19 protein-coding genes and 2 tRNA genes are annotated in these 25,799 nt (G+C 62.3%); 11 read left to right on the top strand and 10 right to left on the bottom strand.

Annotated elements, in window-relative coordinates; all coding sequences use genetic code 11:
- Positions 1-7: 7 nt before the first annotated feature.
- Positions 8-1,909 (top strand): PAS domain-containing hybrid sensor histidine kinase/response regulator family protein, encoded by a 1,902-nt coding sequence (locus tag J6524_RS04520; protein ID WP_225669136.1) that lies wholly within the window; start codon positions 8-10, stop codon positions 1,907-1,909.
- A gap of 999 nt (positions 1,910-2,908) precedes the next feature.
- On the opposite strand, the gene J6524_RS04515 is transcribed toward J6524_RS04520, so the two are convergent.
- On the bottom strand, positions 2,909-3,442 hold the full coding sequence (locus J6524_RS04515; protein WP_225669135.1) for a DUF992 domain-containing protein: 534 nt from the start codon (positions 3,440-3,442) through the stop codon (positions 2,909-2,911).
- A 417-nt stretch (positions 3,443-3,859) separates the two neighbouring features.
- Between J6524_RS04515 and J6524_RS04510 the strand changes: the two genes are divergently transcribed.
- A complete protein-coding gene (locus tag J6524_RS04510; protein ID WP_225669134.1) occupies positions 3,860-4,975 on the top strand; it encodes a TRAP transporter substrate-binding protein in 1,116 nt (371 codons plus the stop codon).
- A gap of 49 nt (positions 4,976-5,024) precedes the next feature.
- On the opposite strand, the gene J6524_RS04505 is transcribed toward J6524_RS04510, so the two are convergent.
- The 4 genes from J6524_RS04505 to J6524_RS04490 all read right to left on the bottom strand — a co-directional run bounded on the left by J6524_RS04505 (position 5,025) and on the right by J6524_RS04490 (position 9,250).
- Positions 5,025-6,560, bottom strand: coding sequence for a TRAP transporter large permease (locus tag J6524_RS04505; RefSeq protein WP_225669133.1), 1,536 nt, complete (start codon positions 6,558-6,560; stop codon positions 5,025-5,027).
- 3 nt (positions 6,561-6,563) lie between these two features.
- Entirely contained in the window at positions 6,564-7,151 is a 588-nt protein-coding gene (locus J6524_RS04500; RefSeq protein WP_225669132.1) for a TRAP transporter small permease subunit, read from the bottom strand.
- Positions 7,152-7,361: 210 nt separating this feature from the next.
- On the bottom strand, positions 7,362-8,771 hold the full coding sequence (glnA, locus tag J6524_RS04495) for a type I glutamate--ammonia ligase (protein WP_225669131.1): 1,410 nt from the start codon (positions 8,769-8,771) through the stop codon (positions 7,362-7,364).
- A 140-nt stretch (positions 8,772-8,911) separates the two neighbouring features.
- A complete protein-coding gene (locus J6524_RS04490; RefSeq protein ID WP_027537227.1) occupies positions 8,912-9,250 on the bottom strand; it encodes a P-II family nitrogen regulator in 339 nt (112 codons plus the stop codon).
- A 398-nt stretch (positions 9,251-9,648) separates the two neighbouring features.
- Between J6524_RS04490 and J6524_RS04485 the strand changes: the two genes are divergently transcribed.
- Entirely contained in the window at positions 9,649-11,148 is a 1,500-nt protein-coding gene (locus J6524_RS04485; protein ID WP_225669130.1) for an NAD(P)H-hydrate dehydratase, read from the top strand.
- Positions 11,149-11,242: 94 nt separating this feature from the next.
- Here the strand turns inward: J6524_RS04485 and J6524_RS04480 are convergent, their stop codons facing one another.
- Positions 11,243-12,331 carry an enolase C-terminal domain-like protein gene (locus J6524_RS04480; protein WP_225669129.1) on the bottom strand — a complete coding sequence of 363 codons (1,089 nt, stop codon included), beginning with the start codon at positions 12,329-12,331 and terminating at the stop codon, positions 11,243-11,245.
- Between the two features lie 23 nt (positions 12,332-12,354).
- A complete protein-coding gene (locus tag J6524_RS04475) occupies positions 12,355-13,623 on the bottom strand; it encodes a multicopper oxidase family protein (RefSeq protein WP_225669128.1) in 1,269 nt (422 codons plus the stop codon).
- A gap of 195 nt (positions 13,624-13,818) precedes the next feature.
- Between J6524_RS04475 and J6524_RS04470 the strand changes: the two genes are divergently transcribed.
- From J6524_RS04470 to J6524_RS04440, 7 genes are all read left to right on the top strand, one after another.
- Positions 13,819-13,903: transfer RNA gene (locus tag J6524_RS04470), tRNA-Leu, on the top strand.
- A 169-nt stretch (positions 13,904-14,072) separates the two neighbouring features.
- Positions 14,073-15,431, top strand: a complete 1,359-nt coding sequence (gene tig, locus J6524_RS04465) for a trigger factor (RefSeq protein ID WP_225669127.1) — start codon at positions 14,073-14,075, stop codon at positions 15,429-15,431.
- A 301-nt stretch (positions 15,432-15,732) separates the two neighbouring features.
- On the top strand, positions 15,733-16,368 hold the full coding sequence (locus tag J6524_RS04460) for an ATP-dependent Clp protease proteolytic subunit (protein WP_225669126.1): 636 nt from the start codon (positions 15,733-15,735) through the stop codon (positions 16,366-16,368).
- Between the two features lie 429 nt (positions 16,369-16,797).
- The gene (gene clpX / locus J6524_RS04455; protein WP_171712506.1) at positions 16,798-18,072 is read left to right on the top strand and encodes an ATP-dependent Clp protease ATP-binding subunit ClpX; all 1,275 of its coding nucleotides are present in this window, start codon (positions 16,798-16,800) and stop codon (positions 18,070-18,072) included.
- A gap of 304 nt (positions 18,073-18,376) precedes the next feature.
- The gene (gene lon, locus J6524_RS04450) at positions 18,377-20,803 is read left to right on the top strand and encodes an endopeptidase La (RefSeq protein WP_225669125.1); all 2,427 of its coding nucleotides are present in this window, start codon (positions 18,377-18,379) and stop codon (positions 20,801-20,803) included.
- An 89-nt stretch (positions 20,804-20,892) separates the two neighbouring features.
- The gene (locus J6524_RS04445) at positions 20,893-21,294 is read left to right on the top strand and encodes a GFA family protein (RefSeq protein ID WP_225669124.1); all 402 of its coding nucleotides are present in this window, start codon (positions 20,893-20,895) and stop codon (positions 21,292-21,294) included.
- A 216-nt stretch (positions 21,295-21,510) separates the two neighbouring features.
- Positions 21,511-21,587 (top strand) — tRNA-Val (locus tag J6524_RS04440).
- 137 nt (positions 21,588-21,724) lie between these two features.
- Here J6524_RS04440 and J6524_RS04435 read toward each other — a convergent pair.
- Complete coding sequence (locus tag J6524_RS04435; RefSeq protein WP_225669123.1) at positions 21,725-22,390, bottom strand: hypothetical protein; 666 nt, start codon at positions 22,388-22,390, stop codon at positions 21,725-21,727.
- Between the two features lie 319 nt (positions 22,391-22,709).
- Here J6524_RS04435 and J6524_RS04430 point away from each other — a divergent pair, with 319 nt between their 5' ends.
- Positions 22,710-23,570, top strand: a complete 861-nt coding sequence (locus J6524_RS04430) for a class I SAM-dependent methyltransferase (RefSeq protein WP_225669122.1) — start codon at positions 22,710-22,712, stop codon at positions 23,568-23,570.
- Between the two features lie 418 nt (positions 23,571-23,988).
- Here J6524_RS04430 and J6524_RS04425 read toward each other — a convergent pair whose 3' ends face one another.
- Positions 23,989-24,366: a hypothetical protein gene (locus J6524_RS04425; RefSeq protein ID WP_225669121.1), complete on the bottom strand. Its 378-nt coding sequence runs from the start codon at positions 24,364-24,366 to the stop codon at positions 23,989-23,991.
- 69 nt (positions 24,367-24,435) lie between these two features.
- A complete protein-coding gene (pepT, locus tag J6524_RS04420; protein ID WP_225669120.1) occupies positions 24,436-25,692 on the bottom strand; it encodes a peptidase T in 1,257 nt (418 codons plus the stop codon).
- Positions 25,693-25,799 lie beyond the last annotated feature (107 nt).

Here is a 25,799-nt window from a genome sequence, read left to right as displayed (position 1 = left end):
TAAAGGCATGACGCACCCAAGACGTCTCGTGCTGGCGATGATTGCGCTCGTGGTCGTGACGTCCTGCGTCGTGAGTGCGGTGACCTATTATCTCGCCAGCCGCGTCGCGCCCGGCGGGCCGCTTGCGACCATTGTCGGCGCCGCGCTGGTGGGCGCGGTAATCTCCGGCGTACTCGCGGCTGTCGCTGCGGTCGGACTTGTCGGGCTTTGGCGCTGGCCATTGCCCGATACCACGGGCCCTGCAGCCGTTCGCAATGAAGCGGAGCAGGGGCGTGAACTCCGGACGCTGATCGACGGCGAAATGGCGCAAGCCATCATCGAGGGCGCGCTCGACGCCTTTGTCCAGACCGACGAACGCTGTGTCGTCCTCACCTGGAGCCCGCGGGCCGAGGCCTTGATGGGGTGGACGCGCGTGGAGGCCGTCGGCAGAAGCGTGGACGAGCTGGTCTTTCCGGAAACGCAGCGCGCCGTGCACCGGCAATGGGTCGACCGATTCTTCGGCGAAGCGGCAGGCGATGCTGTCGGCGGCCGTTACGAAACGCCGCTCTTGCACAAGGACGGGCGTGAATTCTTTGCCGAAGTATCGCTGACGACGGTCCGCCGCGGCGAGGGCTACGTCATCAACGCCTTCATCAGGGACATCACCGCCAAGCGCGCGGCGGAGGAGCAGTTGTTCCAGGCGCAGAAAATGGAATCGGTCGGGCAGTTGACCGGCGGCATCGCCCACGACTTCAACAATGTGCTGACCGTGATCACTGGCACAATCGAAATCCTGGCCGACGGCGTCAAGCATGATCCGGCGCTTGCCTCGATCGCGCGGATGATCGGCGATGCCGCCGATCGCGCTTCCCAGCTTACGGCCAACTTGCTCGCCTTCGCCCGCAAGCAGCCGCTGCGCCCGCACCAGACCGACGTCAATGCCGTCATTGATGAGGTGGTCGAGCTGCTGTCGCCGACGCTCGGCAGACAGATTCAGATCGCAACCGCGCTGAGCGATCAGGTCTGGCCGGCGCTGGTTGATCGCAGCCAGCTTTCCTCGGCGCTCGTCAATCTCGCGATCAACGCGCGCGATGCCATGTCCGACGGCGGCAGCCTGCTGTTCAGGACGGGAAATCTCACGCGCGAGGGCGACGCCGAGAGGGGCGGGCTCGGCCCGGGCGACTATGTCGTGATCGAGGTGATCGATACCGGCGCCGGCATTTCGCCCGAAATCCGGGAGAGGATTTTCGAGCCGTTCTTTTCGACCAAGCAGTTCGGCGCGGGCACCGGACTTGGGCTCAGCATGGTGTTCGGATTTGCAAAGCAATCCGGCGGTAGCGTGGTGGTCGAGAGTGAGGAGGGCAAGGGGACCTGCTTCCGCATCCTTCTGCCGAAGGCTGAGGTCGAGGCTTCGGAAGCGCCTGCCGCAAGCGATGCAGCGCCGGCGACGGATGGGGAGTTGCGCGGCGGATCGGAGACCATCCTTTGCGTGGAGGATGACGACGTCGTGCGGGCGCATGTCATCGGCCGGCTCGAAAGCCTCGGCTACAAGGTGATTGCGGCTTCCAACGCCGCGCAGGCGCTCGAACTGGTGAACAGCGGCACGGCATTCGACATGCTGTTCACTGATATCGTGATGCCCGGCGCCATGAATGGCCGGCAACTTGCGGAGGAAGTCGCGAGGCTGCGCCGGCCGCTCCGGGTGCTGTTTACCTCCGGCAACACGTTCGATGCGTTCAGCTCGAGCGCGCGCTTCGGCGAAGGCGTGCTGTTGCTCCCGAAGCCCTACCGCAAGGCCGAGCTCGCACGCATGGTGCGGCTCTGCCTCGATCGCGCGATCGACCACATGGGCGATCCGATCCCGCTGCCTTATTCGGTGCAGGAGGACGTGGAGCGGTTTCTGAAGGAGAATCCGCCGAAGCGTGGCTAGATCTGCGAGGTATGACAGCGACGCTGTCGCCCCGCCGTCATTGCGAGCCAACGGGTCGCGCGAACGCGCGCCCGATGACAGGCTCCGCGAAGCAATCCATCTTTCCGCGTACGAGGTGACAATGGATTGCTTCCGCCTTCGCCGAGGCTTCGGCGGACAAGTCGCTGCGCTCGCAATGACGGGGAGATAGCGACGCAACACTCGACCGTCATCCCCGCGAAGGCGGGGATCCAGTACGCCGCGGCTTATCGGTTCAATCACTGCTCTCTGGGATACTGGGTCACCCGCCTTCGCGGGTGACGACAACTGAGTATGACTTCGCATTCTCGCGACGCTCATCGCCCGAGGTTTGCATCTTCTTTCGCCCGCCTGAAGTTCAGAGGGCGCAGGGAAGACCGGGTGCCCGCTGCACCCGCGGTCTCGTGTGCCGTTGCGCATAAAGAAAACGCACACGAGCATACAGGTACAGCTCAGAACACTCCGGCCTTCCCTGCGCAATGGCTTTACGGCTTATAACGTGCTCTTCCCGGCGAACGGCTTTTTTGCCACCGTCGCCCCGGAGAAGCGTTGCTTCTCTTGGGACTTAATGCCAGCACCGCGACATCAGAACCACACGACTTCACCGTACGCATCCGGCGCGCAACGTCTCTCGCGCCATCTGCGTCCATCGCATCTCACCGCGCGTTCGTGACGTTCGCGAGCGCCCCTCATCTTGCGGTGAGACAGGCGGAGTTATGCGACTGATTTGGGTGAGAATGAAAGCGGAATATCTTTTCTTCGGGGACTTGACACGATTTCTGAAAATCAGAAGTGATTTGCCGTCGTGCCAGTTTGCCGCAGCTTCAGCATGAAATTGTGCTTGCAGGGAAAGAAAAGCAAATCACTGAGTAGCCAATTTTACGGCTGCAAAAACAAAAGGCGCCTGAATGGAGGCGCCTTTCGCATCGCGGCGATGATCCCGGCGGCAAGCCGCCGACTAGTTCACCAGCGATAACGTCATCACTGGGGCGGCGCGCGACGTGCGGGCGCAGCCGCTGCCGGCCGCAGCTCCATCGTGGATACGCCTGCGGCAATATTCACGCCCGTCTGCGCCTGCACGGCTGCCGGCTGCATGATGATCCTGCGGTCCGGCCCTCCAACCAGGACGTTGGCACTTGCTCCGGCGCCGACGGTGCCGCCGGCTGTCGCACCCGTATAGGTTCCGGCCAATGCCGCCCGGGGCAGCCTGCCGGGCGCAAAGACCGCCCAGGCCAGCTGGCCGCCGGTCGTGGCACCGATGTCGAGGCCAAGCGTGCTGACAGTGCCCTCATAAGCCTCGCGCGCCCTGCCTCTCGTTGACGCATAGATGCAGCTCAGTTGCCGCTGTCCCCCGACAACAAGGCCTACACCGGGCGCGATGTTGCAGGTGAGCGTGCCGACCCTCGTCCGCCCGGTGTCCTGAGCCGTGGCCGGGGCCGCGGCTAGGCCGAGCGTCAGGGCAATGCATGTAGTTGCGAGACTATTCAACGTTATTCTATTCAGGGTTGCTTTCATGAACGTCCCTCCGTCGACGCGGTCTGGTGGACCCCCACAACGCGCAGCGGCATTGCGATGTTCCCGTTCCAAGTCTCGAAAACCAAGAAGTGCCCCAAACGGAGCGTCTTTCGCATTGTGGGACGGTGATACCGGCGGCCGAGCGCCGCGCGCCCGACTTCGGTCATCTTCAGCTCGAAGTCGTCGTCGAACACGCCGCCGTGCTGTGACGAACGCGTGCTGGTCCTTGTCGAGGTTTTGCAGCGCCTCGCGCAAGCTGGTCGTCGGCTCAATGTCGTGATCGTCGGAGTGTTGGAGCGCATTCAGTGCAGCCAAGCCCATCCATCTGCGCTAGGATTGTTCGCCGGCGACGCCGTTGGGCTCGCCTGCACGCTGTTAGAGGGAGGTAGATACCTAACGCTAGGGAGGAGCTAAACAATGAAAATCAGTTCGCTTACGGCGATGGCTCTGGTCGCTGCAGTCTCTGCCACATTGGCGCCAGCCGTCACGGCGCACGCGCAGCAGGCCCGAACGCTGAAGATCCAATCGGCAGTGCCCCCGTCGTCCACGGCGCAGGATGCCTTGAAGTTTTTCGCTGACCGGGTGGACAAGTTGACGGCGGGCCAGCTCAAGATCGAGGCCCTGCCAGGCGGCGCGATCGTCCCGCCGTTCGAGATTCTCGATGCAGCGCACAAGAAGGTCATCGATGGCGCCTGGGGCATCTCCTACTGGTGGTTCGGCAAGAACAAGGCTGCGACCCTGTTCGCCAATACCCCCGCGGGCATCGCCGGCATGGATCCCGTCGATTTCATCGGCTGGGTTTACGAGGGCGGCGGCCTCGATCTGTGGAACGAGTTCTACCAGAAGGAGCTCAAGCTCAACCTGGTCGCCTTTCCCAGTATGCCGCCGAGCCCGCAGGCGCTCGGCTGGTTCAAGCGTCCGATCAAGGACCTCAACGACTTCCGGGGCATGAAGTGCCGACAGACCGGCATCGTCGCCGAGCTCTACTCCAAGATGGGCATGGCCGTGGTCAACATGCCGGGCGGTGAGATCCTGCCTGCGGCCGAACGCGGCACCATCGACTGTGCCGAGTGGGTCGGCGGCGTCGAGGATCAGCGGCTCGGGCTGCACACCGTGTGGAAGTACCACTACACGCCCGGCATGCACGAGAGCGCATCTGTGGCCGAGATCGCCTTCAACAAGGAAGTATGGGACAGCCTGCCGGCCCAGAACAAGGAGGCCATCAAGTCGGCGGTTTCGGAGACGTTCCTGCGCTGGTGGGCGAGCTACCAGCGCCAGAACGCGGATGCGATTGCCGAATTTGCGGAGAAGCACGGCGTGAAGCTGTTGACCACGCCGCCGGAGGTGAACCAGGCTTTCCTCAAGACCTGGGATGAATTCGCGGCCGCCGAGTCGGCCAAGAATCCCTTCTTCAAGAAGGTGTACGACTCGCAGAAGGCCTATGCCGCCAAGGTGGTGCCGGCCAAGCGCTTCATGTTCCCGCCCTACGCTTTTCAGGCGGACTACTACTGGCCGCCGAAGGAGGGCAAATAGCACCAGGGGAGCATCATATCGAAGGGCGGCGGCAGCGCCGCCCTTCTTGCTACCGCACCATATGCGGCAGCCATAGCGCGATTTGCGGCCATATCAACAGCAGGATGAGGGCGAAGACCTGGATCACCATGTAGTCGGCCATGCCCTTGTAGATCGTGGCGAGACTCCAATTCGGCACGACGTTGCGCAGATAATAAGCTGACATTGCGACGGGCGGACTGAGATAAGCGGTCTGCATATTGACGGCAGTGAGCGCGCCGAACCAGATCAAGAGGTCGAGCTTACCCAGACCGAGCTGGAGCTTTTCGACCACTGGCAGGGCGATCGGCAGGAACACCAGGATGATCACGGGCCATTCGAATGGCCATCCGAGCACGAAGAAGATTGCCATGATAAGGGCGAGCTTCCACCAGTCACTTAGCGGAATCGCGAGCAGGAAATCGGTGATCAGATTTGCCGAGCCGAGCTTCGTGAAGACCGCGCCGAATACGGTTGAGGCCACTGCCAGGAACAGCACCATGGCCGAGGTCACCATCGTGCCAATGCCTGCGTTCGTGAGCGAGCGCACGTTGAGCCGGCGGTACACGAGCGCCAGGATGGCGGCGCCGAAGGCCCCGCAGGAGGCGGCCTCAGTCGGCGTTGCCAGCCCGCCGACAATGGTGCCAAGCGTAAAGCCGATCAGTGCGCTCAGCGGTGCGATGCCCAGCACGACGGCGCGGAAATAGGCGTCGCGGACATAGGCCCACGCTGCGAGCAGTGCCGGTACCAGCGCAGCAACTGACACGTCGATCCGGCCAATCGTCACCGGGAGAGAGGGGGCGCGGGCAACTCCAAGCAGCAGGTCGGCCAGCAGATAGACGAGCGTCACCAGACAGAGCAGCGCCAGGACCAGTACCGGTATCCCCACTTTCTCGGTGGTCATCTCCTTGTAGGCCGCCTCGCGCTCCTCCATCGTCATGGCCGGGCCGAGCTTGGGGTTCAGGAAGCTTCGGGTCAGCGTGTAGGCGATGTAGCAGCCGGCGAGCAGGAAGCCCGGGCCGAACGCCGCCGAGTAGAGCAGGTTGACGGGAACGCCCATGACCGGACCCATAACAACCAGCATGACGCTTGGCGGAACGAGAATTCCGAGCGTGCCACCGGCAGCGATGGCCCCCGCGGACAGCCGGGGGTCGTAGCCGGTCTTGATCATCATCGGCGCCGCCATGATGCCGAGCACCGTGACTGCCGCGCCGACGATGCCTGTCGCCATGGCGAAGATCGTCGCAGTCAGGATCACCGCCAGATAGAGCGAGCCGCGTACCGGTGCTAGCAGGCTGCGCATCGCGCCGAACAGGCGCTCCATCAATCCGGCCTGTTCGGTCATGTAGCCCATGAAGATGAACAGCGGCACGGCCGGAAAGATCTCATCCTTCATCGTGCCCCAGATCTGCAGGTAGCTCAGGTTGAAGGTCTGCTCCCAGCCCAGTCCGAAGCCGCCGAAGATGATCGCGAGAAACAGCAGCGTGAAGGAGATCGGGAATCCGATGAAGATGACGGCGACCATGCAGAGGAGCATGATGAGGCCGAGGAGCTCGGAATGGCTCATGTTTCAGACCTCGATCTTCTCGTGCCTGGTCAGGAACTGACCGGTGCGCCATGCCCACAGGCTCTTCATGAGCTCCGAGATGCCCTGCAGGGACAGCATGAAGGCGGTGAGTGGAATAACCCCGCGCAGCGGCCACAATATCGGCGTCCAGGCTCCGGAGCTCGAGCGCTCGTCGATCGAGATCGAGTAAAGGAAGTCATCGATCGAGATGTAGAACAGCACTGCCATCGTCGGCAGGAAGAACAGGATGAATGCGAGGCTGTCGATCATGCCTTTGGTTCGGTCCGAGAATCCTTCCCACAGCATGTCGGTGCGCACGTGAGCGCCCTTGAGAAGCGCCAGCGTCGATCCCAGCATGAAGAGCGCCGCGTACGACATCGTCGTCACGTCGAGCGCCCAGACAGTGGGGCTCCTCAGGAAGTAGCGGGCGAAAACCTCGTAAACGTTGGCGAACACCAGGGGAATGATGAGGAGCACGAAGAGGTGGCCGCTCCAATCCGTGAACTTGTCGATGGTGCGGATAACGGCCAAATAGCCCCGGGGGGGCGTCGGCCTTGGCGGCGAGGAGACGCTGGTCGTTGCAGTGGCCATCAGCTGACCCTCAGAGGCAGCCCGGTCGTGGACTCCGTGAAAACGGCCGCATATCCAGTGCGACCAATTGGTCCCCGTCGAGCGGTGCGGTGGAATGTTACTTTAGCGGCGATCTCGGCGCCAGACGGACTGCAAAAACAAAAGGCGCCCCAAACGGAGCGCCTTTCGCGTTGTTGGACGGTGATACCGGCGGCCGAGCGCCGCGCGGGATCACTGCGAGTAGTACATCTCGAACTCGACCGGGTGCGGGGTCATCTCGAAACGCTCGACTTCGGTCATCTTCAATTCGATGAAGCTGTCGATGAAGTCGTCGTCGAACACGCCGCCGTTCTTGAGGAACGCGCGGTCCTTGTCGAGATTTTCCAGCGCCTCGCGAAGCGAGCCGCACACGGTCGGGATCTGCTTCAGCTCTTCCTTCGGCAGGTCGTAGAGATCCTTGTCCATCGCCGGGCCCGGATCGATCTTGTTCTTGATGCCGTCGAGGCCGGCCATCAGCATCGCGGCGAAGCCGAGATAGGGATTGGCCATCGGGTCGGGGAAGCGGACTTCGACGCGCTTGGCCTTCGGGTTTGCCGTGTAGGGGATGCGGCAGGAGGCCGAGCGGTTGCGCGCGGAGTAGGCGAGCAGCACGGGCGCTTCATAGCCCGGGACCAGGCGCTTGTAGGAGTTGGTCGACGGGTTGGTGAAGGCGTTGATCGCCTTGGCGTGTTTGATGATGCCGCCGATGTAGTGGAGGCAGGTTTCCGAGAGGTCGGCGTATTTGTTGCCGGCGAACACCGGCTTGCCGTCCTTCCAGATCGACTGGTGGCAGTGCATGCCCGAGCCGTTGTCGCCATAGACCGGCTTCGGCATGAAGGTGGCGGTCTTGCCGTAGATGTGCGCGACCTGGTGGATGCAGTATTTGTAGATCTGCATCTGGTCGGCCATCAGCGTCAGCGTGTCGAACTTCATGCCGAGCTCGTGCTGGGCGGAAGCCACTTCATGGTGATGCTTCTCGACCTTCACACCCATCTTGGCCATGGCGCCGAGCATTTCCGAGCGCATGTCCTGCACCGAGTCCTGCGGCGGCACCGGGAAGTAACCGCCCTTGGTGCGGATGCGGTGGCCGAGATTGCCGCCCTCATATTCGGTGTCCGAATTGATCGGCAGCTCCGAGGAGTCGAGCTTGAAGCCGGTGTTGTAGGGCGTGGTCTGGTAGCGCACGTCGTCGAATACGAAGAACTCGGCTTCGGGGCCGAAGTACACGGTGTCGCCAACGCCCATCGACTTGACCATCGCCTCGGCCTTCTTGGCCATGCCGCGCGGATCGCGGTTGTAGGGCTCGCCGGTGGTTGGCTCGAGCACGTCGCAGATGATGACCATGGTGGTTTCGGCGAAGAACGGGTCGATCGTCGCGGTGACCGGATCGGGCATCAGGTTCATGTCGGACTCATTGATCGCCTTCCAGCCGGCGATCGAGGAGCCGTCGAACATCTGGCCTTCGGCGAAGGTGTCCTCTTCGATCATGCTGACGTCGAAGGTCACGTGCTGCCACTTGCCGCGCGGATCGGTGAAGCGCAGGTCGACGTATTTTACGTCGTTGTCCTTGATCGATTTCATGACGTCTTTAGCGGTCTTCATGAATACCCCTTTTGGCTACGGACGATTTCCAGGACGCGACATTTCGCAGACGATCGTAAGAAGATGCCGCGAACGAAATCGGGCTGCCGCAGCAGCCCTTTTCTTGCTTTTTAGCCGCAAAATTCGGGATACCACCGCCCTTAGATAGCGTCCAGCCCGGATTCGCCGGTTCTGATCCGGATCGCTTCCTCGATGTTCGAGACGAAGATTTTGCCGTCGCCGATGCGCCCGGTCTGGGCGGCGCGGCGGATCGCGTCGATCGCCTTCTCGACCAATTCGTCCGATATCACGATCTCGATTTTCACCTTGGGCAGGAAGTCGACGATGTATTCCGCACCGCGATAGAGTTCGGCATGTCCCTTCTGCCGGCCGAAGCCCTTGGCCTCGGTCACCGTGATGCCCTGGAGTCCGACTTCCTGAAGCGCCTCTTTAACCTCGTCGAGCTTGAATGGCTTGATGATGGCTTCAATCTTCTTCACTGAGCGCCTCCCGGGCATTTCCAAAATTGCAGATAGGTCGATGTCGCAGCCTGGTGAACTTACCCTGGCGCCGTCTGGTTTGATCCTTGCACCGGCAAAGCCGGCATTCATCCAGCAAAGCCGGATTGCTCATTCTCGCCGCTAGCCGCGACGATCCTGGGCTCGCATTCCAACCGGCTTCCTCAAAAGCAGGGTCTATGCCAAGTTGTTATTGCGCCTGATTTCGGAACGTTATCAGACTTTTAACAGGCAAATGAAAGAGGTCAGGCCGGGCGAGGCATGATAGCGAAGCTTATAAAATAGGCAAACCGATCAATTCGTATGCAGCCGAGGGTGAAGCAGGCCGTTAACACGATGAAATGTGCCTCTGGAAAGGGCTGACGGATCGAGGATTCGGCATGGAAGTTTTGACCACGACGGAGATGGAGCGGGCCGACCGGCTGACGATTGCCGCCGGCACGCCCGGCTTTGCGCTGATGATGAGCGCGGGCCAGGCCGTGGCCGAAGCCGCGATGGACCTCGTCGAGGAGGGGCCGATCGTGGTGGTCGCGGGCCGCGGCAATAATGGCGGCGACGGCTTTGTGGCGGCCGCCGAACTCGCGGCGCGTGGCCGCGAGGTGTCGGTCATCCTGCTCTGCGAGCGCGACAGCCTGCAGGGCGACGCCGCGCTTGCCGCACGCGGCTGGAAATATCCGGTGCTGCCGTTCAACCCGCAGGCGATCGGCAAGCCGGCGCTGATCATCGACGCGCTGTTCGGCGCAGGCCTCAATCGCCCCGTCAAGGGCGATCCGCTCGAGATGATCGCAGCAATCAATGCCAATGGCGCGCCGGTGCTTGCCGTCGACCTGCCGAGCGGGATCAACGGCACGACGGGCGCGGTGATGGGCGCTGCGATTAATGCGGTGGAGACCGTGACGTTCTTCCGCCGCAAGCCGGCGCATCTGCTCATGCCCGGTCGCAAACATTGCGGCCGTGTCCGCGTCGCCGATATCGGCATCGATCGGCAGGTGCTGGAGCAGATCCGGCCGCAGACGTTCGAGAACGTTCCGCAGAGCTGGCAGAAGTCGTTCCCCGTACCGGCGATCGACGGCCATAAGTATGCCCGCGGTCATACCGTCGTGCTGTCCGGCGAGCCGACATCAACCGGCGCGGCGCGGCTTGCGGCGCGCGGGGCGCTACGGGCAGGGGCGGGGCTCGTGACCGTGGCCTCGCCGCGCGAGGCGCTGGCGGTGAATGCCGCAGCGCTGACGGCGGTGATGGTTCGTCCCTTCGATACTGTGGTTGAATTCGCCGAGTTGTTGAACGACCGGCGGCTCAATTCCATCGTGATCGGGCCGGGCGCCGGCATCAGCAACCGCACGCGCGATCTCGTTCACACCGCGCTATCCACCAAGCGCGGCCTCGTGCTCGATGCCGACGCGCTGACGAGTTTCGCCGAGGCGCCGGACCGGCTGTTCGAGGCGATCAAGGCGAGCGAGGACCCGCAGGTCGTACTGACCCCGCATGAGGGCGAGTTTCCGCGCCTGTTCAGCGACATCAGCAACAAGCACCCCGGTCGCTCCAAGCTGGAGCGGGTGCGCGACGCCGCCCAACGTGCCGGTGCGGTGGTGCTGCTGAAGGGGCCGGATACGGTGGTGGCCTCACCGGATGGACGTGCGACCATCGCCTCCAACGCGCCGCCCTGGCTCGCCACCGCCGGTGCCGGCGACGTGCTCTCCGGGATGATCGCCGCGATGCTGGCGCAGGGCGTCGCCGCCTTCGAAGCGACCAGCATTGCCGTCTGGATGCATGGCGAGGCCGCCGGCGAAGCGGGGCCGGGGCTGATTGCGGAAGATCTGCCGGAAGTGCTGCCCGCGGTGTTCAGAAGACTCTTTGACGAGTTCGGGGTTGAGTATTGAGAGCGTGGGATGGGTAGAGCGCAGCGAAACCCATCAAATCCCTACGCGGAGAGATGATGGGTATCGCTTCGCTCCACCCATCCTACGCGCTACGTCAGTACAAGATCAGATACTTCGCCACTGCCGGCTCATTCCATTCCAGCCCAAGACCGGGTCCCCGCGCTGTAACCGTGCCGTCGACGATCTTGGCAGGGTGGGCGAGGATGATGCTGGCGAAGTCGAGATATTCGAGCCAGTGCACAGTGGGCGTCACCGCCAGCATGTGGGCGCTGGCCTCCGCAAAGAGGTGGCTCGACATCGGAATGTTGGCGGCCTCGGCTTGCGCGGCAACAGCCTGCCAGCCAGTCACGCCGCCGCACTTCATCAGGTCGGGCATGATGAAGTCGCTGGCGCCCGCCGCGATCGCTTCCGCAAAGCCGCGCGGGAACCACCAGTTCTCGCCGGCCTGGATCGGCGTCGGCGAGGCCGCACGCACTTTGGCGTGCCCGGCGAGATTTTCCTGCGGCACCGGCTCTTCGATCCAGTGCAGATCGTAGGGCGCCAGGCGCGCGATGCGGCGCGTGGCTTCCGTGGGATCGAGCGATTGGTTGAAGTCGATCATCAGCGCGACATCGGGGCCGATCAGTTCGCGCACGCCCTTGACCACGCGTTCGTCGTTGGCGGCATCGCCGTCGCCGCCCTTGATCTTGATGCCGCGAAACCCCTGTTCGAGCGAATGGCGCAGTGCGCGTTCATCAGTGACCGGATCGACCACGCCATAGCTGTCATAGGCGGGAATCGGTTTCGGCGAACCGCCGAGCAATTCAACCACCGGTTTGCCCGCCAACTTTCCGAGCGCATCCCAATAGGCCATGTCGAGGCCCGACACCGCCATACCGACCAGGCCCTGCCAGCCGAGCAGCCGGAATTTGGCGTCCATCGCCGCCATCAGATCGGAGGGCGCGACCGGCCGGCCGATGAGCTCGCGCCCGATATCCTCGAGCAGATACACCAATGGCTTAAGTGTCAGGCGGGTGTAGGCGAAGATATAGGAGTGCCCGGTAACGCCCTGATCGGTCTCGACGTCGATCAGGACCAGCGGGCCGACATCGATCACGCCAAAGGCGTTCTTCACGGGACGCTTGAGCGGCACGACGAGCGCGCGCGCTTTGACGCTGCGGATGGCAGGAACGGGTTTTCTCATGGCATTGCTCTCGGGCGTGCTCCTCACTCGACAGCGTACCACCGGACCAGCCGCGGCGCTGCCCAGTCTGTCGCGACGGACTCGATCAAGTAGCGGCCGGCGTGTTCAGCCAAGAAGGCGATGCGCTGGGTCTGCCCGGGCTCGATTGCCAGCGTATCCAGCCAGTACGGCTTCCAGCCGTCGTCCAGCCGGTCGAGCAGGCGAAAGTGATGGCCGTGGAGGTGGAAGACGGTGGCCATGGCGGCGCGGTTGGTGAGTGCAAGCACCACTGTGCGACCCGTCTTGACGCGGAAGGCAGGGGCCGCGGTGACGACAAAGCTGGCCGGAGCCACCCAGTCGCCTTGTGGAGTGCCAAGTGCCAGATCGACACGGGTCGCGCCCTTGAGCTCGATCCGCTCGGGCAGGCCGTTGGAGCGCAGCGGCGCGGCCGGTGGCAGCGGCGCGGGACGGATCGGCGGCTCGCTTGAAACGACGATTTTGCCGACCGGGCGCGCCTCCTTGCCGTCGTGCAGCAGGATCGGCGTGGAAGTGCCTGCCGGCAAAGCGACATCAATGAAGACGTCGGCCCGGCCGCCCGGCGCCAGCACCAGCGCGCCGCTGCGGGCCTGGAAAGGCTCGGCCGGCTGGCCGCACACGGCCATCACGCGAACCTCATAGTTTTCCATTTTCGTTGCAATAACAGTGCGTTGACAGGCGCTGATAAAGCGGAGTCTGACGCGTTCGTTTGTACGGGCTGAGATTTCGAGTGAAGTTCGGCCGTTGACCGTAAAGGCCGGCACGGCATCTTTCGGCTCAAGGCCGGGCGCAATCGCAGACCCATCGGGCAGGACCCGCCAATCCTCGATCAAAAATACCTCATCCCGGTCGACCGAGACGGCCTCGTTTTCTCGAACCACCAGCGCCCGTGACCGTGTGGGGCGCGCCTGGCCGTCCCCAAGCAGTCCGAAATCGCAGAGGAAGGTCCCGGCATGGCGCAGCGGCAGTTGCAGGGTTTGCTTGGCACCCGCGGCGACTGGGGGACGGGCGGTCAGCGGCTCGGCCGAAGCTATCCCGTCGATTCCTCGCCAGTTCAGTACCGCGGGGGTAGGAAGCTCGTTGGCGAACGCGACCTCGGCCGTCTCGCCGCGCTTGAAGCGCAGTTCAGGCCCGTGCAGCGACCAGACCGGCGTGGGCGGGCCGTCGCGCAGGGCGATGGTATCGGCCTTGCCCTGAAGCGTGACTGATGGGGCCCCTTGTGCCCGGCCGCTAGCAGGCAACACCGGGGCAAGTGCGGCCGCGCCAAGGCCGGCCATCAGTTCGCGACGATCGAGCGGGAATTTGGGGCTTGTCATCGGACCGATGCGGACCATTTTCTGTATTATCCATCTCAGCTGTGACGCCTTGCCCCGGTGCTGTCAAAAAGGACCATTTTTTTGCTGCGGAGGTGTAGGCTCATGATATAAGCCCGCCGCCCGCGGCATCGCGGCCGGGTATTGGATGCTTTTCACGCGGGCGTGGCGGAACTGGTAGACGCGCTGGATTTAGGTTCCAGTGACGAAAGTTGTGGGGGTTCGAGTCCCTCCGCCCGCACCAAGCGCTCTATCCAAGCGTTTGCATGACGAATACTGGCGGGCCTTCTTCCCCCGATGGGGGAGCCAAGGTCTGCCGAACCACCGGCGCCAGGCTTGCCAAGGCCACGCCTCGAATTGTTGACACTGCCGGGCTGGTTGCAGCCCGGCGCAAGCGGAAGAAGATTGATACCATGCAGGTCACCGAAACCCTCGCCGAGGGATTGAAACACGAGTTTAAGGTCAGCGTTCCCGCATCGGATCTCGACGCCAAGGCGGATGCCAAGCTGGTCGATCTCAAGGACAAGGTGCGCCTCAATGGCTTCCGTCCCGGCAAGGTGCCGGTGACCCACCTCAAGAAGGTGTATGGCCGCTCGGTCATGGCCGAGACCATCGACCAGACCATCCGCGACACCAACACGCAGATCTTCACCGAGCGCGGCTTTCGCCTCGCGACCGAGCCGAAGATCACCATGCCGACTGAGACCAAAGAGGTCGAGGAACTGCTCGCCGGCAAGACCGATCTGACCTACACGGTTGCGATTGAGGTCGTGCCGACCATCCAGCTCGCCGATTTCAAGACCTTCTCCGTGGAGAAGCCGGTGGTCGAGGTCACCGACACCGAGGTCGACGAGGCGATCAAGCGCATTGCCGAGCAGAACCGTCCCTACGCGGCCAAGGGCGAGGGCGCCAAGGCCGAGAAGGGCGATCGCGTCACCATCAACTTCAAGGGCTCGATCGATGGCGTGCCGTTCGACGGCGGCACCGGCGAGGGCATCCAGGTCGTGATCGGCGCCGGCCAGTTCATTCCTGGTTTTGAGGAACAGCTCGAAGGCATCGGCGCCGGCGAGACCCGCACGCTGAAAGTGTCGTTCCCGAAGAACTACGCCAGCGAAAAGCTTGCGGGACAGCCGGCCGAATTCGAGACCACGGCGACGCTGATCGAAGCTCCCGGCGAGACGAAGATCGACGACGAGTTCGCCAAGACGCTTGGTCTGGAATCGCTCGACAAGCTGAAGGAAGCCGCGCGCGAGCGTCTGGTCGCCGAGTTCGCCGGCGCCACGCGCCAGCGCGTCAAGCGCGCGCTGCTTGACCGTCTCGACGACAGCCACAAGTTCGAGGCGCCGCCGTCGCTGATCGAGGAAGAGTTCAACCTGATGTGGAACTCGATCAAGGCCGAGATGGAATCGTCCGGCAAGACCTTTGCCGACGAGAACACCACCGAAGAGGCAGCCAAGGAAGAATACAAGAAGATCGCCGACCGCCGCGTCCGGCTCGGTCTCGTGCTCTCGGAGATCGGCGAGAAGAACAAGATCACCGTCACCGACGACGAGGTCAGCCGCGCGGTGATCGAGCGTGCCCGTTCGATGCCCGGCCGCGAGAAGGAAGTCTGGGACTACTATCGCAATAATGCCAATGCGCTGGCCCAGCTTCGTGCGCCGATTTATGAAGACAAGGTGGTGGATTTCATCCTCGAACTCGCTAACGTGACTGAGAAGAAGGTCTCGCGCGAGGACCTGTTCAAGGACGAAGACGAGAAGAGCGCAGCCTGATCGATTTGGTCAGGCGCACGTTAATGATGAACGGCGAAAGCGGCGTGGTGACGCCACCCGTCGCTATGAGATCGTCGGCGAATCAGCTTGAACTCGCCTCGTTCGGCTTGCGATTACCCGGTCTTGTCGCCGGGAAATTGGCTCATATCTGTGAGCGGCTCGCTAACGCGAGTTCTGAGTTGAAGTCCTGCATCACGGGACGTTCGTCCGAGCGCGGCATCATGCCGGTTGGCCTGCCTTGCCGATGGATGTTCGCCCGCCTGCTCGGTGCCTAACGTTCTACTAACCCTTGGGGTAACCAATGCGCGATCCCGTTGAAACCTACATGAACCTCGTTCCGATGGTGGTCGAACAGACCAACCGCGGTGAACGCGCCTACGACATCTTCTCGCGGCTTCTGAAAGAGCGCATCATCTTCGTGACCGGTCCGGTCGAAGACGGCATGTCGACGCTGATTGTCGCGCAGCTTCTGTTCCTCGAGGCGGAAAATCCCAAGAAGGAAATCTCGATGTACATCAACTCGCCCGGCGGCGTGGTGACATCGGGTCTTGCGATCTACGACACCATGCAGTTCATCCGTCCGCCGGTATCGACGCTGTGCACGGGCCAGGCGGCCTCGATGGGCTCGCTGCTGCTTGCCGCTGGCGAAAAGGACATGCGCTTCTCGCTGCCGAACTCCCGTATCATGGTGCATCAGCCCTCCGGCGGCTTCCAAGGCCAGGCCACCGACATCATGCTGCACGCGCAGGAGATCCTGAATCTCAAGAAGCGCCTCAACGAGATCTACGTGAAGCACACCGGCCAGACCTACAAGGCGATTGAGGACGCGCTGGAGCGCGACAAATTCCTGACCGCCGAGATGGCCCACGACTTCGGGATCGTCGACAAGGTGATCGACAAGCGCCCCGAGGAAGTGACGCCGGTGAGGGTCCCGTAAGGATACGGATCGCGACACCCTGCGTTGACCTTAACGGTTGGTTGAATCGGCAAATATGGCCGAAAGCGCCTGCTTGCGCGCCCGCACGGGCCGAAAGTTCCGCTTTCGTGCCGGTTTTGCGGCGTGGCAATACCGCAACGCTCGGTCGATTTCGTCAACTTCTCCCCGTGCGAACGCCACAAATCACGGTATTGTCACGGGTAGCCATTTCGCCCCGATTAGCGAATTCTTGATAGTCGGGTGACAGCATGGTTGGCTGTGCAGACTGGGTTAAGATCGCGGGGGATTCTAGGGCCGTGATTCGCAGCACGGTGCGTAATTGAGTTAGGGTCTTTTCTGGTATGGAATTTGCTCTATCTACCTTCAGGTCCGGTGCAGTGCCGGAATGGGTCGATCGGGTAACGGATCGAACGGCGGACGGAGACAGGAATGAGTAAGGTTGGCACGAGCGACTCCAAGAACACGCTGTATTGCTCGTTCTGTGGAAAGAGCCAGCACGAAGTCCGCAAACTCATCGCGGGTCCGACTGTATTCATTTGCGACGAGTGCGTCGAACTCTGCATGGACATCATCCGTGAGGAGAACAAGTCCTCGCTGGTGAAGTCGCGCGACGGGATTCCGACGCCGAAGGAAATCTGCAAGGTGCTGGACGACTACGTGATCGGCCAGAGCCATGCCAAGAAGGTGCTGTCGGTTGCCGTCCACAATCACTACAAGCGCCTCAATCATCAGACCAAGCACAACGACGTCGAACTCGCGAAGTCGAACATCCTGCTGATCGGTCCGACCGGTTCGGGCAAGACGCTGTTGGCGCAGACGCTGGCGCGCATTCTCGACGTGCCGTTCACGATGGCGGATGCGACGACGCTGACGGAAGCCGGCTATGTCGGTGAGGACGTCGAGAACATCATCCTGAAGCTGTTGCAGTCGGCCGACTACAATGTCGAGCGCGCGCAGCGCGGCATCGTCTATATCGACGAAATCGACAAGATCAGCCGCAAGTCCGATAACCCCTCGATCACCCGCGACGTGTCGGGCGAGGGCGTGCAGCAGGCGCTGCTGAAGATCATGGAAGGCACGGTTGCCTCCGTGCCGCCGCAGGGCGGCCGCAAGCACCCGCAGCAGGAGTTCCTGCAGGTCGACACCACGAACATCCTGTTCATCTGCGGCGGCGCCTTCTCAGGGCTAGAGAAGATCATCTCCGCGCGCGGACGTTCGACCTCGATCGGTTTCGCCGCCCAGGTGCTGGCGCCGGAGGATCGACGTACCGGTGAAATCTTCCGCCATGTCGAGCCGGAAGATCTCTTGAAGTACGGCTTGATCCCGGAATTCGTCGGCCGTCTGCCGGTCGTTGCGACGCTGGAGGACCTCGACGAGAACTCGCTGAAGAAGATCCTGACCGATCCGAAGAACGCGCTGGTGAAACAATACCAGCGGCTGTTCGAAATGGAGAACATCGAACTCACCTTCGCCGACGAGGCGCTTGGCGCGGTCGCCCGCAAGGCGATCGAGCGCAAGACCGGCGCGCGTGGCCTGCGTTCGATCCTCGAAAGCATCCTGCTCGAGACCATGTTCGATCTGCCGGGTTTGGAAGGTGTCGAAGAGGTTGTGATCTCGCGCGAAGTTGTCGAGGGAACTGCCCGTCCGCTCTACATCTATGCGGACCGTTCCGACCGCGCCGTCGAGAGCAGCGCCAGCGCCTGATCGCGCCCGCAAAGATTTGCGTGAATAAGACGGCCGCCGGGCCTTCCGGCGGCCGCTTCGTTGCCGGTATTTCCCCGCGCATCTGGCCCGAAATAATGGGCATTTTTCCGTGACTTGACACCCCCATACCCGATAGCCACCTAATGCCCATGGTGGCGGAAATCACGTTCGAGATTCGTCGCAAAATCATCTGGTGAGGCGGCTTGCGAAGGCGGCCGAGCGAACCGGAACTCCCGGCACCTTGTGGCAGTTGCGCAGGCTTAAGCGGGTTGCGTGCAAGGGGGCAAAACAGAAGGAATAGGCCATGACATCCCCAAAAACCCGGCCAACCATCGTTCTCGGCGAAAGCCATTCGTATCCGGTGCTGCCGCTCCGCGACATCGTCGTATTTCCGCACATGATCGTGCCGCTGTTCGTCGGCCGCGAGAAATCGATCCGCGCCCTCGAAGAGGTGATGAAGAACGACGCGCTGATCCTGCTGGCGACGCAGAAGAACGCGTCCGACGATGATCCAAGCCCGGAATCGATCTACGAGGTCGGTACGCTCGCCAGCGTGCTGCAGCTCCTGAAGCTTCCCGACGGCACCGTGAAGGTGCTGGTCGAAGGCCTTGAGCGCGCGCGCGTGCAGAAATATTCCGACCGTACCGAATACTATGAAGCGACCGCGATCGCGCTCGCCGACACCGACGCCAATTCGGTTGAAGCCGAAGCCCTGGCGCGCTCGGTCGTGTCCGATTTCGAAAGCTATGTGAAGCTGAACAAGAAGATCTCCGCCGAAGTCGTCGGCGTGGTTCAGGCGATCACCGACTTCGCCAAGCTGAGCGACCAGGTCGCGCAGCATCTGGCCGTCAAGATCGCGGACCGGCAGGGCATCCTGGAGACGTTGTCGGTCACGCAGCGCCTGGAGAAGGTGCTGGGGCTGATGGAGAGCGAAATCTCGGTGCTGCAGGTCGAGAAGCGCATCCGTTCGCGCGTCAAGCGCCAGATGGAGAAGACCCAGCGCGAGTATTATCTGAACGAGCAGATGAAGGCGATCCAGAAGGAGCTCGGCGACGACGAAGGTCGCGACGAGTTGGCCGATCTGGAAGAGAAGATTGCCAAGACCAAGCTTTCCAAGGAAGCGCGGGAGAAGGCGCAGCACGAACTGAAGAAGCTGCGCCAGATGTCGCCGATGTCCGCGGAAGCAACCGTCGTGCGCAACTATCTCGACTGGCTGCTGTCGATCCCGTGGAACAAGAAGTCCAAGGTCAAGAAGGACCTCGAGGCGGCGCAGGCTGTGCTCGATTCCGACCACTACGGGCTCGAGAAGGTCAAGGACCGCATCATCGAGTATCTTGCGGTGCAGTCGCGCGCCAACAAGCTGACCGGACCGATCCTGTGCCTGGTCGGACCTCCCGGCGTCGGCAAGACCTCGCTCGGCAAGTCGATCGCGAAGGCGACGGGCCGCGAGTTCGTGCGCGTCTCGCTCGGCGGCGTGCGCGATGAAGCGGAAATCCGCGGTCACCGCCGCACCTATATCGGCTCGATGCCCGGCAAGATCATCCAGTCGATGCGCAAGGCGAAGACCTCGAACCCGCTGTTCCTGTTGGACGAGATCGACAAGATGGGCGCCGATTTCCGCGGCGATCCATCATCGGCGCTGCTTGAGGTTTTGGACCCCGAGCAGAACTCGACCTTCAACGACCACTATCTGGAGGTCGACTACGATCTGTCGAACGTCATGTTCATCACGACCGCGAATACGCTGAATATTCCGGGTCCGCTGATGGACCGCATGGAGATCATCCGGATCGCCGGCTACACCGAGAACGAGAAGGTCGAGATCGCGCGCAAGCACCTGATCCCGAACGCCATCTCCAAGCATGGCCTCGACTCGAAGGAGTGGTCGATCGACGACGATGCGCTGCTCCTGATGATCCGCCGCTACACCCGCGAAGCGGGCGTGCGTAACCTGGAGCGTGAGCTCTCCACACTCGCCCGCAAGGCGGTGAAGGAGCTGATGATCTCCAAGAAGAAGTCGGTCAAGGTCACCGAGAAGACCCTAGAGGACTTCCTCGGCGTGCCGAAATTCCGCTTCGGCGAGATCGAGAGCGAGCCGCAGGTCGGTATCGTCACCGGCCTTGCCTGGACCGATGTCGGCGGCGAGCTGCTGACCATCGAAGGCGTCATGATGCCCGGCAAGGGCAAGATGACCGTCACGGGCAACCTGCGCGACGTGATGAAGGAGTCGATCTCGGCAGCGGCGTCTTACGTCCGCTCGCGGGCGATCAACTACGGCGTCGAGCCGCCGTTGTTCGACAAGCGCGACATCCACGTCCACGTGCCGGAGGGGGCAACCCCGAAGGACGGACCGTCGGCGGGTGTGGCAATGGCCACCGCGATCATCTCGGTCATGACCGGCATTCCGGTCCGGCACGATGTCGCGATGACTGGCGAGATCACGCTGCGCGGCCGCGTGCTGCCGATCGGCGGTCTGAAGGAGAAGCTGCTGGCTGCGGCCCGCGGCGGCATCAAGACGGTGCTGATACCCGAGGACAACGCCAAGGATCTGACGGAGATTTCCGATGCGATCAAGGGCGGCATGGAGATCATCCCGGTCGCGAGGCTCGATGAGGTGGTCGCCAAGGCGCTGGTCCGCACGCCGACGCCGATCGTCTGGGAAGAGGAGACCAAGGTGGACGTGAAGCCCGACGCAGGCGAGGAAGCCGGCGGTGGTCTGACCGCCCACTAAGCCCGATCTACTGATCGATGATAAAACGGCGCCTTCGGGCGCCGTTTTTGTTTGTGCGGATCTTACGTGAGCAAGCGGAGTTGACGGGCATGGAAATCGACGGGCAGTGCCATTGCGGGCGGGTGACCTATCGGGCCGTTATCGATCCGGAGAAGGTATCGATCTGTCATTGCACCGACTGCCAGAACCTTACCGGTTCGCCATATCGCGTCACGGTGCTCTGTTCCGCCGAGCAGATCCAGATGACGGGCGCGCCGGCAAAGATCTATCCCAAGAAGGGCGACAACGGCCGCACGCGCTTCCAGCATTTTTGCGAGGTCTGCGGCTCGCCGATGTTCACGAGCGGCGAGGGCGGGGCGGACGATTGGGGCATCCGCTGGGGTAGCATCCGCCAGCGCGGCGAACTCAGGCCGGCTCGGCAAATCTGGTGCCGCTCCGCCGCGCCCTGGATCAAGGATATCGCGGGGTTGCCGGGGCGCGATACTGACTAACTTCAGTCTATGGCGCGTGAGATGCGCGTCAGCAGTGAGGGTTTGATGGTCGTCAACACGAAACCGTCACCGCCAGCAGGCCGTTGCGCAGGAAAGGTTTCATGATATCGCCGTATGGTCCGTATTTCCCGGCAAATGTGCCGATTTGGGGCCATTTGTCGGCAACAGCCTCGCTTGCGTTCACACCTTGCGGCGCTGTAGATAGGGGCGGCTCACGGGCGGTTAGCTCAGCTGGTTAGAGCATCTCGTTTACACCGAGAGGGTCGGGAGTTCGAATCTCTCACCGCCTACCAGCCTTCGCCCTGCGGGCTACGGCTGGGCAAGCCATCGTTCGTGGCGGTAGTGCCACGTTTGCGCCTGCGCAGGGGCGAAGGCTTTCGCGCCGAAGCTCGAAGAGCGAAGGCGGACTGGCGCCTCACTCTCTTTTCGTTCAGCCTTGTGGGACTGTCGTGGTCGGCGAGAGAATTAGGGGCGCTCCTCCAAGCGAAACAGGTCCTACAGGTCCTGCAGGTTTCGGCTGCCGAGCCATCTTTTTGCGCGTCACCTGAGATAGCCGGTTACGAGCGTGCCCGGTGCGAATGGAGGAAGTCACCTCCGGGCTTATTGCATTTTGCAGCAAGTCGACCTTCGCTATGAGCCTGGAAATCTGAGCAGACATCTTTTTCACGTCTTCATGCTCATCCGCTATCTGAGCAGATAACTTCTTCACACCGGCCTGCTCGTCCACGACGCTCTGTCTCAGGGAAGCAAGCGCAATTGAATCCTGCTGAAGAAGAGCTGTGTTTTGCTGCAGTAAGATATTGCTCTCTTGCAGCGCGGCAACGTGTTGCTGCTGGGCCGACTGAATGTCCTTCAACGCGGCGACAGCCGGATCCGGTATCGGATCGGAGGCTTTGTACTGCGGAAGCAGTTCGGCCAGATGGCTGATATCCGGCAGGGCAAAGTCGGACGGCGACAGCGTATAAATTGCCGCACTCGTGTTTATGCCAAGAGCGAAGATTGCGAATGCCAGGACCGATTTCCGGCTCGATGGCTTGCTCGGTGCGGTCGATTCGGGTTGTTCGGTTGGGCTCTGCTTTTCAGGTGTCGTGGTCACGTGCGTCAACCTCAATGAGTGAAACAAAAAAGGAGCCGTCGCTGGATCGTCCCTCGCGACGGCTCCTTTACGCGACACCCAACTAGAACTGCCTGGGATAATAGGCTGTTGAGATTAATTCGGCGTTAGCGCTCAGTCTTCCGGCATGAACTGCAAGCGCCTGCCGGTTGCGCTTTCTATGTGGCGTGCCGGGCTGACATGTGATCAAAACTTTCGTACCTTCTTTTTTTGCAGGGCGAAGGCTGTCGCGCCGAAGCTCGGCGAGCGAAGGCGGACTGATCCCGAACTTCCCAAAACAATCAAGAAGGGACCCGCGCGAATGGACGCTCCAGCCAGCCACGATCAAAACGCCGACCAGGTCGCTTACTGGAACGGTCCCGCCGGGCAGCGCTGGGCCGATCGTCAGGCGGCGCAGGACGTGCTGCTCAAACCGGTCGCCGATCTCATCGTTGATCGGGCCGGCTTCCAGCCGGGCGAGCGTGTCATCGATGTCGGCTGCGGCAGCGGCGCCACCGCAATTGCGTTCGCGCAAGCGGTCGAGCCGACAGGCCGCGTGCTGGGTATCGACGTCTCGGGCCCGATGCTGGAGCGGGCGCGGCAGGCTACGCCGAAGGACCTGCCGATCGATTTTGTTCTGGCCGATGCCACCGTCTATCCGTTCGAGCCGGCGAGCTACGATGTGCTGGCCTCGCGCTTCGGCGTGATGTTCTTTGCCGATCCGGCGCTCTCGTTTGCCAATATGCGAAAAGCTCTGCGGCCGACCGGCCGTCTGGTATTCGCCTGCTGGCGCGAGCCGCGCGAAAATCCGTTCTTCATGGTGCCGCTTGCGGCCGCCTACAAGCACGTGCCGAAACTGCCGCAGCAGGGGCCGGAAGATCCCGGGCCGTTCGCGTTTGCCTCCGAGGAGCGCGTGCGCCGCATTCTCGGCGAGGCCGGCTTTACCGGCGTCGAGATGGAAGCGTGTCCGCTGCTGCTGGATGCTGCGATCGGGCGCGGGCTCGATGGCGCGGTACAGGGGGCGCTGGAAATCGGTCCGGTGAGCCGGGCGCTGGAGGGACAGCCGGAAGATGCCCGCGCTGCCGTCGCCGCGTCGATCCGCGAGGCGCTGACGCCGTTCGCCAAGGGCGATGCGGTGCTGCTGCCGGCGTCGGTTTGGATCGTGACGGCGCGGGCGTCGTGAGTAAGGCGAGCGACCCTCGTGCCGCCGCAATGACGCGGAGAGAGTAGCGCGGGGACGGCCGCCCATTCCAATTGAACGCCGGATCGCCACCGTCACGCCACCAAATCGCCGGGCGACTCAGCGATGCTTGTCGCAGCGGGCTGGCGGATGCGCACGAGTAGCAGCAGTGATGCGCGTACCCAATTCAAATCCAACTCCGGCCCGGGCCGGGCTGATTACGATCGCGGTCGTTGTGCTCGGCGTGATCTTCGTACGCGTCATCACTATGTCCGAGCAGAGTGAGGTCCGCACGCGCGCCGCCCCAGAGAACGGTAGCCAAGTCACCCCGAATACTGGTGTCGTGGGCTTGCGAGGATCGCTGCCGTAGGTTGGCTTGTTGGACGGCAGCGCGTCTGCGATGCAATGCACGCAAGGAACTCTACTTGATCGTCGCGTGCACGGTGATCACCGACGTGCCAGAAGCCGTCGGTCCCTGACCTGTTGCTTTGATGGCAAACGTATCGCTTCCTTTGTATCTAGCCTTCGCCTTGTATTCGTAAGTAGTTGCGTTGAGCTTTTTCAATTTGCCGCGTGCCGGCTTTTGCTGAATCTCCGAGCTACTCACCGTGCCGCGCATCTTGATCGAAAACTGGCAACTTTGCCCGGACGCGACGCTGACGTCGCCGGTGGGGTTCTCGCCCCAGTCCGCCAGTTCGACCAATATTGGACAGTCAGAAGCGGCCAGCGCTGAAGGCGCGGACATTGAGCCTGTGGCTCCGACGATAAGCGTGCAAGCGGCGAGTTTTGACAACCGCATGTAGACTTCCTCGTTTCCACGCAAAAACTACACTGACGGCCGCTATCGAAGCTACGTCTTTCGGTCTGATTATGCCCGCTCTTCCCAGATCATCGTCAGATGCACGATAGTCTCGGCGGCCTTTTCCATGTCCTGGCGGCTGACCCATTCGAGGCGCGAGTGGAAAGCGTGTTCGCCGGCGAAGATGTTGGGGCAGGGCAGGCCCATGAACGACAGGCGCGAGCCGTCGGTGCCGCCGCGGATCGAGCTTCTAACCGGCGTAAGCCCGGCGCGCTTGATCGCCTCGATCGCGTAGTCGACGGTTTCGGGGTGGCGGTCGATCACCTCTTTCATGTTGCGGTATTGCGGCTTGACCTCCATCCGCCACGTCGAGTGCGGATAGCCTTTCATCACGTCTTTGACGATGCCTTCGAGCAGGGCTTCCTTTTCCTTCAGGCCCTCATTGGTGAAATCGCGGACAATGAAGCCGATGGTGGCCTTTTCCAGCTCGCCCTTGATGCCGATCGGATGCAGAAAGCCTTCCTTGCCTTCCGTCGTTTCCGGCGAACAGGTATCCTTGGGCAGGCGCTCGATGATGGCGGCGGCGATCTTGATTGCGTGCTCCATCTTGCCCTTGGCAAAACCGGGATGGGTCGAGACGCCCTCGATGGTGATGGTGGCGCCGTCGGCCGAAAAGGTTTCGTCCTCGATATTCCCGGCGCTTTCGCCGTCCATCGTGTAGGCGAAGTCGGCGCCGAGCTTTTTCAGGTCCACCTTGTCGACGCCGCGGCCGATCTCCTCGTCGGGCGTGAACAGGATCTTGATGGTGCCATGCTTGACTTGCGGGTTCTCAACCAGGAACCGCGCCGCATCCATGATCTCGGCAAGGCCGGCCTTGTTGTCGGCGCCAAGCAGCGTGGTGCCATCGGTCGTGATGATGTCATGCCCGATCTGGCCGGCGAGCGCGGGGTGGTCGGCGGCGCGGATCACCTGGGTGGGATCGGCCGGCAGCACAATATCGCCGCCCTGGTAATTCCTCACGATCTGCGGCTTGACGTTGGCGCCGGTGCAATCCGGCGAGGTGTCCATATGCGAGCAGAAGCAGATCACCGGCACCTTTTTGTCGGTGTTGGCGGGAATGGTCGCGTAGACATAGCCGTGCTCGTCGAGATGGGCGTCCTTGAGCCCCATCGCCTGCAACTCGGACGCCAGCAGGCGGCCGAGATTTTTCTGCTTCTCAGTGGAGGGGCAGGTCGGCGAGTTCGGATCGGACTGGGTGTCGATCACGACATAGCGCAGCAAGCGCTCGGTGACGTCGTGGGTGAAGGCGAGGGAAGAAGGGGACATGACGATCCGGAAAAGATGAGCGACAGGAAGGCTCTATAACAGAAAAGGCCATTCCGGGTCCCCGCCGGAAATGGCGCACTTCTGGTGGCCGCCAAGGCAAACGTCAG

It is taken from the genome of Bradyrhizobium hereditatis (assembly GCF_020329435.1).
GTDB lineage: Bacteria > Pseudomonadota > Alphaproteobacteria > Rhizobiales > Xanthobacteraceae > Bradyrhizobium > Bradyrhizobium hereditatis.
This window is presented reverse-complemented; position numbering and strand designations above follow the sequence as displayed.